Source organism: Thalassotalea ponticola (assembly GCF_041379045.1).
In the GTDB taxonomy this organism is placed as follows: Bacteria; Pseudomonadota; Gammaproteobacteria; order Enterobacterales; family Alteromonadaceae; genus Thalassotalea_A; species Thalassotalea_A ponticola.
Genome location: NZ_CP166871.1, coordinates 545,678 through 561,746, shown reverse-complemented (window position 1 = coordinate 561,746; position 16,069 = coordinate 545,678). Strand labels below are relative to the sequence as shown.

Annotated in this window: 13 protein-coding genes; 9 read left to right on the top strand and 4 right to left on the bottom strand. The window is 46.1% G+C overall.

What is annotated here, in order from left to right; all coding sequences use genetic code 11:
• Window positions 1–23: 23 nt before the first annotated feature.
• Window positions 24–1,406, bottom strand: coding sequence for a PhoH family protein (locus ACAY30_RS02525; protein WP_290252472.1), 1,383 nt, complete (start codon window positions 1,404–1,406; stop codon window positions 24–26).
• Between the two features lie 424 nt (window positions 1,407–1,830).
• Here ACAY30_RS02525 and rapA point away from each other — a divergent pair, with 424 nt between their 5' ends.
• Together rapA and rluA are read left to right on the top strand one after the other, a co-directional pair.
• Entirely contained in the window at window positions 1,831–4,719 is a 2,889-nt protein-coding gene (gene rapA, locus ACAY30_RS02520) for an RNA polymerase-associated protein RapA (protein ID WP_290252471.1), read from the top strand.
• 57 nt (window positions 4,720–4,776) lie between these two features.
• The gene (gene rluA / locus ACAY30_RS02515) at window positions 4,777–5,445 is read left to right on the top strand and encodes a bifunctional tRNA pseudouridine(32) synthase/23S rRNA pseudouridine(746) synthase RluA (RefSeq protein ID WP_290252470.1); all 669 of its coding nucleotides are present in this window, start codon (window positions 4,777–4,779) and stop codon (window positions 5,443–5,445) included.
• Window positions 5,446–5,540: 95 nt separating this feature from the next.
• Here the strand turns inward: rluA and djlA are convergent, their stop codons facing one another.
• The 3 genes from djlA to ACAY30_RS02500 form a co-directional block, all read right to left on the bottom strand.
• Window positions 5,541–6,335, bottom strand: coding sequence for a co-chaperone DjlA (gene djlA / locus ACAY30_RS02510; protein WP_290252469.1), 795 nt, complete (start codon window positions 6,333–6,335; stop codon window positions 5,541–5,543).
• Between the two features lie 112 nt (window positions 6,336–6,447).
• On the bottom strand, window positions 6,448–7,131 hold the full coding sequence (murU, locus tag ACAY30_RS02505; RefSeq protein ID WP_290252468.1) for an N-acetylmuramate alpha-1-phosphate uridylyltransferase MurU: 684 nt from the start codon (window positions 7,129–7,131) through the stop codon (window positions 6,448–6,450).
• Window positions 7,128–8,150, bottom strand: a complete 1,023-nt coding sequence (locus ACAY30_RS02500) for an aminoglycoside phosphotransferase family protein (protein WP_290252467.1) — start codon at window positions 8,148–8,150, stop codon at window positions 7,128–7,130. Before ACAY30_RS02500 ends, murU begins: the two co-directional genes overlap by 4 nt.
• Before the next feature lie 206 nt (window positions 8,151–8,356).
• Between ACAY30_RS02500 and lptD the strand changes: the two genes are divergently transcribed.
• From lptD to ACAY30_RS02465, 7 genes are all read left to right on the top strand, one after another.
• Window positions 8,357–10,648 (top strand): LPS assembly protein LptD, encoded by a 2,292-nt coding sequence (gene lptD / locus ACAY30_RS02495; RefSeq protein WP_290252466.1) that lies wholly within the window; start codon window positions 8,357–8,359, stop codon window positions 10,646–10,648.
• Window positions 10,649–10,689: 41 nt separating this feature from the next.
• On the top strand, window positions 10,690–11,988 hold the full coding sequence (gene surA, locus ACAY30_RS02490; protein WP_290252465.1) for a peptidylprolyl isomerase SurA: 1,299 nt from the start codon (window positions 10,690–10,692) through the stop codon (window positions 11,986–11,988).
• A 5-nt stretch (window positions 11,989–11,993) separates the two neighbouring features.
• On the top strand, window positions 11,994–12,977 hold the full coding sequence (gene pdxA / locus ACAY30_RS02485; RefSeq protein ID WP_290252464.1) for a 4-hydroxythreonine-4-phosphate dehydrogenase PdxA: 984 nt from the start codon (window positions 11,994–11,996) through the stop codon (window positions 12,975–12,977).
• A complete protein-coding gene (gene rsmA, locus ACAY30_RS02480; RefSeq protein ID WP_290252463.1) occupies window positions 12,974–13,780 on the top strand; it encodes a 16S rRNA (adenine(1518)-N(6)/adenine(1519)-N(6))-dimethyltransferase RsmA in 807 nt (268 codons plus the stop codon). The genes pdxA and rsmA overlap by 4 nt, the downstream gene beginning before the upstream one ends.
• A gap of 13 nt (window positions 13,781–13,793) precedes the next feature.
• On the top strand, window positions 13,794–14,180 hold the full coding sequence (gene apaG, locus ACAY30_RS02475) for a Co2+/Mg2+ efflux protein ApaG (protein ID WP_290252462.1): 387 nt from the start codon (window positions 13,794–13,796) through the stop codon (window positions 14,178–14,180).
• Window positions 14,181–14,182: 2 nt separating this feature from the next.
• On the top strand, window positions 14,183–14,995 hold the full coding sequence (locus ACAY30_RS02470; protein WP_290252461.1) for a symmetrical bis(5'-nucleosyl)-tetraphosphatase: 813 nt from the start codon (window positions 14,183–14,185) through the stop codon (window positions 14,993–14,995).
• Window positions 14,996–15,066: 71 nt separating this feature from the next.
• Complete coding sequence (locus tag ACAY30_RS02465) at window positions 15,067–15,990, top strand: Dyp-type peroxidase (protein WP_290252460.1); 924 nt, start codon at window positions 15,067–15,069, stop codon at window positions 15,988–15,990.
• The last annotated feature ends 79 nt before the right edge of the window (window positions 15,991–16,069 follow it).

Sequence of the window (16,069 nt, the reverse complement as noted above, 5' to 3'; positions counted from 1 at the left end):
TGGCTTAAGGTTTTATCAATACCTTACAGGTTTTCTTCAGCAAATGAGGCTAATGAGCTTCTCACCACTCCGTTTAAGTTGACCGTTGCACTACCAGGATAATCTTTAAAGCGCTCAACAATATAGGTTAAACCTGAGGTTAACGCGGTGAGGTAGTTACTATCAATTTGCGCCAAGTTACCCGAGCAAATCATTTTCGTACCCTCGCCACAGCGGGTGATGATCGTCTTTAACTGAGCCGCAGTAAGGTTTTGACATTCATCGAGGATGACAACCGCGTTTTGTAAACTTCGTCCGCGCATAAAGTTGACCGATTTAAACTGAATGTTGGCCTTTTCCATAATGTAATTCATACTGCCGTGCATACTTTCATCTTGTTTGTGTAACACTTCTAATGAATCGGTAATGGCTGCTAACCAAGGAGCCATCTTTTCTTCTTCTGTACCGGGTAAAAAACCGATTGATTCAGCAATGTCTGGAGTAGAACGAGTGACAATGATTTTTTCATAGAGACCGCGCTCAACGACGTTTTCTAACGCACTAGCCAACGCTAATAAAGTCTTACCACAACCGGCTGGTCCAGTTAGAATAACCAAATCGATATCCGGATCTAAAAGCGCGTCAAACGCCATTCCTTGGTAGATATTTTTCGGATGTATGCCCCACGCACTGCGCCCCATTAAACGCTCGTAACCGAGGTCTTGTACCAGCATTTTTTCATCTTCAATGCCAACGATTTTACCGGCGAATGTTTTCTCATCGTCGACTAAGTATTCGTTTAAAAAAGCACTGGGTAATATATCTTTGTCCAATAAGTGTTGGGTATAACGACCCGTGGTCTCGCTCTCACACTCTTTGATATTCTGCCAAAAATCCCCTTCAAACTTGTGGTATCCCTTAGTGAGAAACTTGATATCATCAACTAATTGATCACTGCGGTAATCCTCAACATACGCGACGCCTGCGCCCTTGCCTTTAAGGCGCATATTAATGTCTTTAGTTACCAATACCACGCGTTTATCGGGATTGTGCTCTTGTAAGTACAGTGCGGTATTAATAATTCGATTGTCGTTGTCGTTATGAGATAACGCCCCTTTTTTCTGCTTCAAACCAAAATCGTTAAAAATTGATAAGCGCCCTGGTTGCGTGTGCTCTTCATTGGTATTGGGCAGCGGCACACCGGCGAGCACTTGCTCTGGTGATGCGTCTTTAAGGGTGTCTTCTAGCGCGCGAATTGCCACTCTGGCATCGCGACTAACGTCTTTGGCTCTATCTTTAATGCTATCGAGTTCTTCGAGTACCGTCATGGGTACAACGACGTCGTGCTCGTCAAAGGAAAGAAACGCGAATGGTTCGTGAAGGAGGATGTTGGTATCTAATACGTAGATGATTGGTTTTTCTGTCATAGTGTGTCCTACAGCGCTTAGTGACTTAACTGAATGTTGTTGCCTCGGTTTGTTGGCAGAGCAGCATTCGCTAAAATGGGTGCTTTGTATTGTTCCTCCTTGTTGACATCCTTAACTTCAATTTGACAGTTTTTTAACCAAGTTACAAGTAGCAAAAGCCAAATATAGATGAAGATTTTTAAATTGAATCTATGCTTATTTATATTTACTGCGCGGTGACGGTATATTGCTTCAACGATACAACAACCAGCGATAGCAACGATATAGAAGGTATGACGAGTAGACAGCAGCGACGATTGCCTCATACCTGCTTAGTAACTAGGCAAACACCCTACTCATGCTGAATAAACAGGTGAAAACTTGTTTCTGAGTCGTTACCATAGCGCCCCTTTTTGCATTGCTCTTACTTTGGAGTCTTTTTATTATGACGTTTTCTTTGGGTCAGCGTTGGATCAGCGACAGCGAGTCTGATCAAGGTTTAGGTACCGTTGTCGATGTATCTGGACGCTTTGTCACCATCCTCTACACGGCCACCGGCGAATCACGACAGTATGCAATCAAAGATGCACCACTTACTCGCGTAACCTTTGCCGTTGGCGATGTGATCCCATCGCATGAAAACTTTAGTATTACGGTTTCTCAAGTACAGATTGATGGTGACTTGTACACCTATATTGGCGAGCGTACCGACACCGGTGACGTAGTCTCATTAAAAGAGATGATGCTCGATCACTTCATTAAGTTTAACAAACCACATGATCGCCTGCTCAACGGCCAATTTGATCGCCTCGACTGGTACCAACTGCGCAAATCATCATTGCAATATCAATTTCAGCAACAGCAATCTGAGCTGACTGGCTTGCTCGGTGGCCGGGTATCGCTCATTCCCCACCAACTGCACATTGCCGAAGAGGTTGGCAAGCGTTACGCACCTAGGGTATTACTCGCCGATGAAGTCGGCTTGGGCAAGACCATCGAGGCGGGCTTAATTATTCATCAACAACTGGTATCTGGCCGAGCACAACGGGTACTGATTGCCGTACCAGAATCGCTAATGCATCAGTGGTTGGTGGAAATGCTGCGCCGTTTCAACCTTAAATTCAGTATTTTTGACGAAGAGCGCTGTCAACAATACGAAGCCGGCGACAACCCGTTCAGCAGTGAGCAGTTGGTGCTAGTCAATCTCAATTTTCTTTCTCACAACGCCGAGCAATTCGAAAATATCGCGAACGAAGACTGGGATCTGTTGGTGGTTGATGAAGCCCATCACTTAGAGTGGTCAGCAACTGAGCCATCACTAGAGTATCAATGTATTGATATTTTGGCGCAAAACATTCCCGGTGTATTACTGCTCACCGCCACTCCAGATCAGCTAGGTCACGAAAGTCACTTTGCCCGCTTACGCTTACTCGATAGTAACCGCTTTTACGATTATCCGGCATTTCTTGAAGAAGAGAAATCGTATCAGCACGTCGCTCAGGCTGCCAATAGTATATTGGCTGAACAGCATCTAAGCGAGCAACAAACACAGGTGTTGCAACAACTCGTTGCGCCTACCGATATTAGTACTCTGTTAGCTCAGTTAAACGGCTCCGATGAACAACGCAATGAGGCGAAACAGGCATTAATCGCCATGTTGTTAGACCGCCACGGCACGGGGCGTATTTTGTTTAGAAACTCGCGTAATACGATCAAGGGCTTCCCCAAGCGTCAGCTACTCGCCAAAGCGCTCGAACTACCGGAGCCCTACGATGAGGTGATGACGGATTGGATTTCTCAGCGCACTGAATCAGCGGCGGTAAATTCGTTGTTTACCCCTGAAATTCTCTACCATTTGGAACCTCGTCAAGACAATTGGAGCGACTTTGATCCGCGAGTTGAGTACTTGATAGAATTACTCAACAGTGACCGACAGCTAAAGGTACTGGTGATTTGTGCCCATGCGCAAACAGCAAAAGATCTCGAGCAGGCTCTTCGGGTAAGAGAGGGCATACGAGGCGCGGTTTTCCACGAAGGTATGAGCATTTTTGAACGAGACAGAGCAGCTGCTTACTTTGCCCAAACAGAGGAGGCCGCACAAGTGTTGTTGTGTTCGGAGATTGGCTCGGAAGGTCGCAATTTCCAGTTCGCTCATCAACTGGTGCTATTTGATTTACCAACTAATCCCGATCTACTTGAGCAGCGCATCGGTCGACTCGATCGCATTGGTCAGCAACATGACATCTCCATTCACGTGCCGTATTTTGATCAATCTCCGCAATCGATGTTGTTAAATTGGTACCACAACGCCTTAGATGCGTTTGAACACACCTGTGTTACCGCGCGCGCTGTTTACGAAGAGTTCGGTGATCAAGTGTACCAGCTTGCGATGCAAGGCATCTGGCAAGATGAGGCTCTGGTTAATGTGTTAAAAGGCAGTAAAGACCTTCATCTAAAATTAAAGCACGAACTGGAACAAGGTCGTGACAAGCTATTAGAAATCAACAGCTCCGGTCAAGGCGCGGCAAATGCGTTAGTGGCGAAAATCGCCGAACAAGATCAAAGCTTCGATTTACCCGCTTATATGTTTTCACTATTTGACGTGTTTGGCCTAAACCAAGATGATCGCAGTGATAACGCCATTGCATTAACCCCCAGCGAGCATATGTTAACGAGTAATTTCCCGATGCTACCAGAAGACGGTACCACGGTAACGTTTGACCGCGATACCGCGTTGAGCAATGAAGACTACCACTTGCTAACTTGGGATCACCCCATGGTCACCGGGGCTATGGATTTAATACTCAGTGATGATATTGGTAATGCCAGCATTGCTTTACTGAAAAATCCCGCATTACCGGTGGGTACATTTTTTGTTGAATGTATCTACACCCTGTCGGCTATGGCGCCAGCACAGCTACAAGTTGGTCGTTATTTACCAACCACGCCGGTGCGCGTGTTGCTTGACAAGCAAGGCAACGATCTGGCCAGCAAAGTAAGTGAATCGGCGTTCGACGGCCAATTATCACCGGTGAAAAAGCAAGTTGGATTGCAACTGGTTAAGGCTCTCAAAGGGCAAATACCGATGCTTGTCGACAAAGCCGAACAACACACTCAAATCAAGGTAAGGTCGTTAATTGAAGAAGCTAAAGCTAAAATGCACAACTCGCTGCGCGATGAACTAGAACGCTTACAGGCGCTAGCCGCGGTCAACCCTAACGTGCGCCAGTCAGAGTTAGATTTTATCGAACTTCAGCAACAGCAATTGGATCACGTTATTGACCACGCTCAGTTGAATTTTGAAGCCATCCGTTTGATTGTGGTTAGCCAATAGGCAACCACAGTTAAATCCGAGTCATATCGACGTAACCTTTGACGCTGTATCGATAACATGAGTGCTAATCCAGAGTTTGTCTACGCCCCACCGATGAGTCCTTATCTCGAGGTGATTTATCGCGATGACGATATCATCGTATTAAATAAGCCCAGTGGTTTACTAACCGTGCCTGGGCGATTAACTGAACATCAAGATTGTTTGCAACATCGCGTGCAGCGAGTATTACCCAATGCGACCATTGTCCATCGGCTTGATATGGCAACCTCTGGCATTATCATTATGGCGTTAAACAAAGCCAGTCACGTGGCTATTTCGCGCCAGTTTGAACAGCGCCAAACCGAAAAGCTCTACATAGCACGTGTGTTTGGTCATCTGCAGCAGACACACGGCGAGATTGATTTACCGCTGATTTGCGACTGGCCCAACCGCCCTAAGCAAATGGTCTGTCATCAGCGAGGTAAAAAAGCAATCACCCATTATCGGCTGCTGTCGAGCGATGCCTGCACCAGCTTACTCGAACTCAAACCGATCACCGGCCGCTCACATCAACTCAGGGTGCATATGCTCAGTCTTGGCCATCCGATTCTTGGCGACAGATTATATGCCCACCCTAAAGCCTTAGCGATGAGTAAGCGCCTTCAACTGCACTCGCAGTTTTATGCGCTATCTCACCCGAGCACGGGACAAAGAATCGAGTTTATTGCACCGTGCCCATTTGATTAACGCAAACCTTACAACAATAAATAAGGGCTCTGTTTTTGAGCCCTTATTTATTGTTGTGCCGTGTCAGGCGACAGAGTTATCAATGCGTCGCGTCGTTATCCATTAGCCGCCCGCCGTTTAGCGATTAGTTCATACGCAGCTTGAATGTCTTGCGCCTTTTGTTTTGCATCCTGCATCAACTCAGGTGGTAAACCTTTGGCTACGAGTTTGTCGGGATGGTGTTGCGACATTAATTTTCGGTAGGCTTTTTTTACTTCGCGCATATCACTTTGCTCGCTCACCCCAAGCAATCGATAAGCATTACTAAGCTGTTGTTTTTGTTGCGCAGGAGACTGTTGCTGATGAAATTGTTCACCTGCGATAATGCGGTCCAGTAATTGGTCGAGTTCGCGACTGGAGATACCCAATCCCTTAGCTACACGGTGCAATATTGCCCGCTCTTGAGGGTGTAAATCGCCATCGGCGAAGGCCGCTTGAATTTGAATTTCAACGAACATTTGCAGTAGGTCATGGCGACCAAACGAGGCCACTCTTAACTGTCTTACTTTGGCTTCCACATCAAAGTCGGCTTGTTTACCTTCAGCAAACGCGCTCTGGGCTCGGCGCTTTGCCTCATCGTTCAATCCCCAGCGTTGCATTGACGCATTGGCAAAGGCTATTTCCTCTTCACTGACTCGCCCACTGGCTTTGGCGATGTGGCCCATAATCGAATATGTGGCGTCAAAGAAAATATGCTGGCGTTGTTGCTCATTTTTATTACTCAGTGCCTCAAAATCGAAGTTTACGCCTTTATCGATTTTGTGACCTAACCACAAACCTATCAGTGCGCCTATAACTCGTCCCGCCATGAAGCCGAGTAAAAAACCGATGACTTTGCCCCAAATACGCATAACTGCCTGCCTGTTTCCTATCCAATCTATGTATTCTGTTCACCGACGCCAACACCACATTGGCAATGTTGAGCTATGATCGGCTGTTATTAACCGTCGCTGCTAGTGTAGTTCAATCGACAATAGCATTATCGCGCTGCAACTGTTGTTCAAGTTGTTGTAAGCGATATGGTGTGCCAACATCACTCCACAGTCCTTGGTAGTGTTCAGCGCTAATCGCCTGCGACAGCATCGCTTGGCGCAATATCGGACCAAGTGCCTGTTTTTTCTCGGCGAGGCCGGTAAACAATGCCGGTCTGAAGATGCCGATGCCCGAGTATGTTAAGCGATTTTCGTTGCCCTCACTGCGCAATTTACCTTGCACTAGGCTAAAGTCACCTGCCGGATGGTGGTCTGGATTAGAGACCATAATCAAATGCGCCAAGCTGTGTTTCGGCAAACACAATTGACGGTAATCAATATCACAGTAGACGTCGCCATTAACCACAAGAAATGGCTCGTTCCCCAGCAGGTTCAGCGCATTAGCAATACCACCAGCCGTCTCTAAAGCCCCTTCTAACTCCCACGAGTACGCAATGTCTACGCCCCAGTTTTGGCCATTGCCGAAATACCCTTCAATCTGCTCACCGAGATACGCTAAGTTTATGACAAACTGATCAAACCCAGCGGCTTTAAGACGGGTGATGTGATGTTCAATTAACGGCTTATCGCACACCTTTAACAAAGGCTTGGGCGTGTGGTCGGTCAATGGGCGCATGCGTTCACCGCGCCCTGCAGCCAATATCATAACCTTCATGCGTCCGCCCCTTTGTCTTTTATTGCCGGCAACACGATGTTGGCAACCAAGTCACCGAGAAATTGTAATTGTGGATAGCGCCCACAAACATCGACGATGTAAGATAAAGTCAGCGGTATATCGGCCAAGTAGCCCGGTTTGTTATCACGCAAATACAGTCTGGCAAAAATACCACTGGCCTTAATATGACGCTGTAAGCCCATTAACTCAAACCATTGATAAAACTGATCGTAGCTTATCTGCTCTGCAAACTGTTGACCGGCTGTTCTACAAAACTTTTGATAATATTGGGCGAAAAGCGGGCAGACCAAGGCATCGGGCCAACGAACGTAGCAATCTCGTAGCAAGGATACCAAATCATAGGTGACTGGCCCTATTACCGCATCTTGAAAGTCAATCACAGCCAGTTGATTATCGTTAGTCAGCATCAAATTACGGCTGTGAAAATCGCGATGCACAAAACACTGAGGTTGCGCCAAGGCACTGCTTTCCAATATATCAAAGCAGTGTTGTAATTGTCTTTGTTGCTGCTGTGATAGCGATATATTGAGGTACTCAGCCACTAGCCATTGACTAAATATGGCCATTTCTTGTTGTAAAAACGGTCCGTCGTAGGATGTTAATGAGTAGCCGTCAACCGCCTGTACGGTTTGTATTTTGTCGAGTTCAACCAATGCTTGTTGATAGTAACCAAGCATGGTGTGTTCACTGAGCTTGTCACTGAGTAAGCAATTGCCGAAATCTTCAATGCAAAAAAATCCATTGCGCTGATCACAAGCGTATATCTCTGGCACTTTGACTGCGTGTGCTTTTAGCGTTTTGGCAATACTGATAAAGCTGGCGTTGTTGCACTTGTCGGCTGGTGAGTCTACGGCAATATACGACTGGTTTTGATGAACAAAGCGAAAGTAACGACGAAAACCAGCGTCGCCTTTAAGTGCAGTTAAATGAATAAAATCGGTTGAAAACTGTTGCTCTAACCAATTGCAGAGAGCCTCAGTACGGCATGATAAAGACAAGATAAAACCCTAACAATTATTTGTGTAATCACTAGACAAAAAATGACGAAGCTATGTTAAACTATAAAGCAATAATAAGATTAAAGATACCAGAGACTTATTCTCTCCCCTAGCGCGAATAACAAGACTCAGTATCACTGTTGATAATACTTGATACAACATCTCAAGCAAAAAATAACACAATTAGCATTTTTAATGGACAGTGAATGCAGCATCTTAGCAAATTGATATTAATCGCATATATGGCCCCGCCATTGATGGTCAGCGCGCAAACTCAGCCTGAGCCAACGCCAAATCTGGCAGCGCAATGTCAAGTCGCGCCGCCACCAGCTATTTCGTTGAGTAATCTAGGTCTGGACTACGACGACGAGCACATCATCATTGAATCAAAAAAATCAGTGATTGAGAAAAACAAAAAACTGTCCTTATCTGGTGATGTTGTCGTATCGAGCGGACAAAATAAAATACGTGCTGATCAAGTGCTCATCGATAAAGACACAGGCTTATTAGAGACTCGTGGTAAGACGCAATTTCAAAACAACAAAATCACCGTCTCAGCCGACCGACTTAGCGCCAATAGCACAGCGAAAGAGATTGAATTAATCAATTCTGACTATCGCTTAACTCAGGGTTCAACGCGAGGTCATGCCGACAGTTTAACCATCAATGAGCAAGGACTGCGGTTAACCGAATCGACTTTTACCACATGCTCTGAGCCAGTGCCCGACTGGCAACTCAGTGCCGCTGATATCAATCTGTCTACCGAAGATAACCAAGGCGAGGCGTGGAACACCGTATTTCGCATCAAAGACATACCCGTGTTTTATTTGCCTTATTTCAACTTTCCGTTAACCGATGATCGCAAAACCGGCTTTTTATACCCTAAGATATCGACGTCGGGTAATCGCGGCTTTGAATTTGGCCAACCGTTTTATTGGAATATTGCACCCAATATGGATGCCACTATAACCCCGTACTACATGTCCAAACGCGGCACCCAATTACTCAGTGAATTTCGCTATTTAACCGGTGGTCAGTTTGGTCAGTTAAATGTTGAATACCTCAATCGAGATCGGGAGTTGGTTGATGACAGCGCCCGCTATTTACACCGTTTTCAGCATTTTGGCACCTTCTCAGAGCGCTATCGATTGCACCTTGACTACAGCGATATCAGTGACGATAACTACTTAGTTGATATCGGCAGTGATCAGTTTAACAAATCCGATGCGTATTTGTGGCGAATAGGTGAATTGGCGTATTTCGCCGACTTTTGGCACTCATCAATAAAGTTGCAAGATTTTAAAGTGCTCGGTGATAGTAACGACACCTATCGAACCCTGCCACAACTCGAGGCGCAAATGTATCTGCCGTTAGGGCTGTCAAACGCGACCTTTAATGTGTACAGCGAATACTCTCATTTTGAGATCGCCGATCCGCTGCTGCCAACTGCCGACCGATTTCACGTTGAAGCTGGTCTATCGCTACCTGTATCTCGTCCTGGCTGGTTTATCGATACCGATGCGCGTTTAATGCACACCTACTTTAAGCAAGACAATTTGGATTTTGTAATCGCCAATAGTGAGCTAGAGTTAGAGCCTAAAGTGAATCGCACCTTGCCTAAAGTGCGTTTGCATGCGGGTTTAAATTTTGACCGCGATGCCGATCTTTTTTTCCAAGACAAAACGCAAACATTTGAACCGCAGATTCAGTATTTGTACATCCCCAAAGAAGATCAAAACAATATCTTTATCTATGATACATCGCCATTGCAAGACGACTTTAACGGCTTGTTTAGAGACCGTCGCTTTAGTGGCTTAGATCGCATTGCTCAAGCCAATCAAATATCGCTCGGTGCGACCACGCGTATTTTAAGCGCAGATAATGCGGAACTTTTCCGCTTGAGTCTGGGTCGAATTTTCTACTTAAAGAACAGCAATGACTCATTTGATGAGGAAGGCCAACGCATTGACCAATCATCGCTCGCCGCTGATCTGTTTCTACAACTGTTAGAGCGCTGGCAATTACAAACTGAGATTCAATACGATACCGAAAGTTCGTCAACAGAAAAAAGCCAAATCAGCTTAGACTATCGTCATAGCGATGGTCAGTTGGCACAACTCAGTCACCGTTACATCAAAAACTTTTCTGGTGAGAAAATTGAACAAGTGCGCGCCTTAACCAGTTTTCCGATTAATGAAAATTGGACATTTGTTGGTCATGTAACACAAGACCTAGTAGCGCAACGTTCACTCGAAGCATATACTGGATTTCAATACGAAAGTTGCTGTTGGGCCGTGCGTTTTGCTTATCATCGTGATATTAATACCAACTTTGATGTGGATGAGTTGAACAACCAAAGCCGCGATGAATACGACAGTGGCTTTATGATACAGTTTGTCCTTAAAGGTCTTGGCAGTAACCAACAAGCGTTACCTATTGATGACATGCTCGAATCCGGCATATTCGGCTACAAGCGCCCCTACTTTTTGACTAATTAAAAGGCGCCTAATGCGCCTCCTAAAATAACTAAAGATGTAAAATGAAAAAAATTACTAAAACCGCTATCGCATTATCAGGTCTGCTATTTTCGCTAATCAGCAGTGTTCACACCGTCGCCGCGCCACAACCACTGGATCACGTTGTTGCCATCGTCAATTCGGGTGTTGTGCTAGAATCAGACATCAATGATTTGGTCAATACCGTAAAGCAACAGGCTCTAGCTGAAAATCAAAGTCTACCGTCGGACACGGTATTGCGCACTCAAGCCATTGAGAAACTCATTAACGACAGCTTACTCTTGCAAATGGGCGAGCGCATGGGGGTGCAAGTAAGCGACAGTCAATTAGAACAAGCTATCGGACGAATCGCTCAAGAGCGCGGCATGACAGTCGAGCAATTTCGCCAAATGTTAGTCAACCAAGGCGTTGACTACGAACGTTACCGAGAAAGCATTCGCACCGAGTTAATCGTCAATGACGTGCGCAACATCAACGTTCGTCGTCGGGTCAGTATCACACCACAAGAAGTCTCTAACTTAGTGGAATTAATGAAAGAGCAAACTAATGCCAATGTGGAGTATCGCCTAGGTCACATTTTAATTGCCTTTCCAGAAGAGCCGACACAAGCAGATTTAGAAGACGCCAAACAGCGCGCCGACAAAGTTATCGAGTTATTGAACAACGGTTCAGACTTTAAAAAGATTGCCATCGCGTCATCTGGTGCCGACACGGCCCTTGACGGTGGCGACCTCGGTTGGCGTGGTATCAACGAAATGCCAACCTTGTTTGCCGAGTTAGTCGACGGTAAAAACGCAGGTGAAGTATTCGGTCCAGTACGCACGGGTTTGGGCTTTAATATCATCAAGATCCTTGAAACCCGAGGTAAGCAAGTGGTTGAGAAAACTGAATTGCGCGCTCGCCACATTTTAATCAAACCATCAATTATTTTATCTGAACAAAAAGCTGAGCAAATGCTTGCCGATATGCTGGTGCAAATCGAAAATGGCGAAGCCGACTTCGACACCTTGGCCAAAGAGCACTCTGAAGGACCCACTGCAAGTCGCGGTGGCGACCTAGGTTGGGCTGACCCAGCAAATTATGATCCGGCGTTTAAAGAGGTTATTGAGAATCTAGAGGTAGACCAATACGCCAAGCCGTTTCGTTCGTCATTTGGTTGGCATTTAGTGCAACTTACCGGTCGTAGAACCCTAGACGCAACGCAACAGAATAACGAAAATAGAGCGTATCAATTATTGTTTAATCGCAAGTTTGGCGCAGAAGCGCAACGTTGGATGAAAGAAACTCGCGACGCAGCCTATATTGAAATCATGGAAGAGTAACTGCAATGACCGCAAAAATCGCAATAACGCCAGGTGAACCAGCTGGTGTTGGCCCGGACATTTTAATCAACTTAATACAGCAACCTTGGCCAGTACAATTAGTGGCAATTGCCGACCCCGAGTTGTTAGTCCAGCGTGCAAATGCACTAGGCTTACCATTGACTGTAAGCCTTTACGATAGCGACGCAGCGCCAATACCGCATCGAGCAGGTCATCTGTGCGTATTGCCGGTTAAACTCGCCGAACCGTGTGTTGCTGGCCAATTAAACCCCAACAACGGTGCTTATGTGGTCGAAACGCTGCGCATCGCCAGCGAACGCAACATGAGTGGTGAGTTCAAAGCGGTTTGTACGGGTCCCGTGCACAAAGGACTGATTAACAAAGCCGGCATTGCATTTTCTGGTCATACCGAATTTTTTGCTCAACAGGCGAATTGTAATGACGTGGTGATGATGCTGGCAACCGAAGGCTTGCGCGTTTCTTTAATGACCACGCACATCCCACTTGCTTACGTATCAAAAGCGGTAACTCGCGAGCGAATTTTAAAAATAACTCGAATTTTACACGACGATTTACAAGCAAAGTTCGGTATCGACAAACCCAAAATTTACGTCTGTGGGTTAAACCCACATGCCGGTGAAGATGGGCACTTAGGCAATGAGGAAATTACCACCATTACCCCAGCCTTAAATGAACTGCGCGAGCAAGGGATGACGTTAATCGGTCCCCTGCCTGCAGATACCATTTTTCAAGACAAATATTTACAAGATGCCGATGCGGTACTGGCAATGTATCACGATCAGGGCTTACCAGTGCTAAAATATAAAGGGTTTGGTAACTCGGTTAACATTACCTTAGGTTTACCGTTTATTCGTACCTCGGTAGACCACGGTACGGCGCTTGAGCTTGCCGGAACTAATCAAGCCGATGTGGGCAGCTTTAAGGCCGCATTATTAAACGCGATCAACCTGGTACAAAATCAGCAATGAATAAATCACACTTAGGCCATCAGGCGAAAAAACGATTTGGGCAAAACTTTCTCCACGACGACGCCGTGATCAGTAGGATCGTTGACGCCATCGACCCGGCAGAGGGCGAAAACTTAATTGAAATAGGCCCTGGCCTTGGCGCCCTGACCGAACCGGTCATTGAACGCGCAGGTGATATCAGCGTCGTTGAGCTTGATCGCGATTTAGCTCATCGATTACGCCACCACCCGTTTTTGGCGAAGCACCTAACCATTTATGAAATAGATGCGTTGAAGTTTGACTTTGGCACGCTCGCCGAAAGCCAACCGCTGCGCGTGTTTGGCAATTTGCCATACAATATTTCCACGCCGTTGATTTTCCACCTACTCAGTTTTGGCGATAAAATCAAAGACATGCATTTTATGCTGCAAAAGGAAGTGGTTAACCGCATGGCGGCAGGTCCAGATAGCAAAGCCTATGGCCGACTTTCAATCATGTGCCAATACTACTGTCAGGTGATGCCAGTGATGGAAATTGGTCCAGAAGCCTTTCAGCCACCGCCAAAAGTAGATAGCGCTATTGTTCGCTTGATCCCTCGGGAACATATCGAGTACCCAGCGAAAGATATCAAGTGGCTTGGTCGCGTCTGTACCGAAGCATTTAATCAACGACGTAAGACCATCCGCAACAGTTTGAAAAAACTGATTAGCGCTGAGCAACTAGAGCAATTAGGGATCAGTGCTTCACTGCGCCCTGAAAATATCAGCTTGCCAGATTACGTGAAAATTGCTAATTATTTAGCAGACAACCCGCCACAACAATAATTTGGGGTAAACGATGAGCAGTAACGATCCGGGCCAACTGGTTAGTGTCTCAAGTCAGGTAGATTTTATCGAGGATCAATCTGATAGTTATCAACAGCGTTATGTATTTAGCTATACCATAACCATTGAAAATAACAGTGACAAAACATTACAGCTCATCTCCCGCAGTTGGCTTATTACCGATGCTGACGGCCAAAAAGCAAGCGTAGAAGGCGATGGCGTGGTTGGTCAACAACCGATCTTACACAGCGGACAGCGTTACCGTTATACCAGTGGCTCAGTGATAAAAACGCCGATCGGTGCAATGGAAGGCTTTTATACCATGCGCGACCTGGACGGCAACCAATACCGCGTCAACATTCCCTGTTTTTCATTAGCTGTGCCCAATATCGTTAATTAGACATGGCCATTTATCTCATTGGCGATGTCCAAGGTTGCTACGCATCGTTACAGAAGCTGGTTGATAAAATAGCATTTGACCCGGTTCAAGACCAATTGTGGTTTTGTGGTGACCTCGTTGCACGCGGAGAAGACTCGCTATCAACACTGCGCTACGTATCAGGACTTGGCGAGGCCGCTAAAACCGTACTTGGCAATCACGATTTACACTTACTGGCCACCTACTACGGCGTTAGTAAGGCCAACAAAAAAGACAAACTAGACAACTTACTGCACGCCAGTGACTGCGCGCAACTGATGGAATGGTTACGCCAACAACCGCTGGTCTTAGCCCTTCCCGATGGCAATGGCTTTTTAAGTCATGCTGGCTTGCCGCCTAACTGGAGTAGCAAAAAAGCACTAAAGATGTCAGCATTTGTCAGTCAACGTCTACAAAGCAAGAAACCGAAAAAGTGGTTGCGTGCTATGTACGGCAATTTACCCAATCATTGGCAACACTGCCACAGTGATATTGAGAAGTTTCGCTTTACCGTCAATGCGCTAACGCGCATGCGCTTTTGCTATCAAGACGGTGGTTTAGAATTTAAATCGAAGAATTCACCCAAGGCGAATACCAACAAGCATTTACAGCCTTGGTTTGAGGTACATCAAACGCTCGACAAGCTACAATGGGTGTTTGGTCATTGGGCCTCTTTAGAGGGGCGCGTTAACGCCGATAACATATACGCCCTAGATACAGGATGTGTGTGGGGCGGACGTTTAACCGCGTTGCGCTGGGATGATAAGCAGCTATTTCAAGTAAACAGCACAAAATAGACTATTTAACTACTTCCATAATTAATATTAAATTCATATACTTGAACAAAAAGTTAATGAGTTATTAAACAATGGCCCTAGAGCAAATTGGCGTTTGTGCGGAACCCAACCTGCACAGTTATTATTTACTGTTTAACGTGCTTGATAACAAGCACGCGTTTATCCGCAAGATTCTCGCTAAGTTGCCCGCCATGTTTGATGCGTATAACGACAGTTACTCTGAAGCCAACCTCAACACAGTGATCGCGATAGGCGCTGCATACTGGGATAATTATTACCCGTTAGGGCGTCCTCATAAACTGGCGCCGTTTAATCACATTGAATCCCATAACCGAATAGCACCAGCCAATAACTACGATCTATTTATCCAAATTCGCAGTGATCGGGCCGATGTTAACCACGCGGTATCAACTAAAGTGTGCGCCTTGCTTGGCGACGCAGTCGAGTTGGTAGAACAAGTAAAGGGGTTTCGTTATTTAGACGGTCGAGACCTCACCGGTTTTGTCATCGCCCCAGATAACCCCAGAGGGTTACACAAACAGACAGTCGCCCTTGTCGATAACAGCCATGGTATTTTTAGCAAGGGCAGTTATTTACTGATCCAACGATTTTGCCACAATATGAGCGCCTGGCAGGAGCTGACAACACAACAACAAGAGTTAATAATCGGGCAAGCAAAATACGAAGATTTACAGACCCTTGCGACCGAACCTGAACCAACGTCACATCGGGCGCGAACCACCTTATATGACGATGATGGCAACGCCAAGCAAATACTACAGCAGAGTATGCCCTATGGTCATATGAAAAACCAAGGCCTGTTTTACGTCGCCTTTTGTCACAATGCCGAGTATCTAACCGAGCATTTAGCAAGCCGCTACACCGGTGACGCACTCGGCCACTGCGATCAACTGCTCGACTATACTCAAGCAGAAACCGGTGCGACGTTCTTTGTCCCATCAAGCGAACTACTAGAAGCGGCTGCGCAGGGCTAGCAAAAACAGTACTATGTTCGCACGGATAAAACACAAAAGGCGCGATTTCTATCGCGCCTTTTGTGTTTGTCGAGCTGAG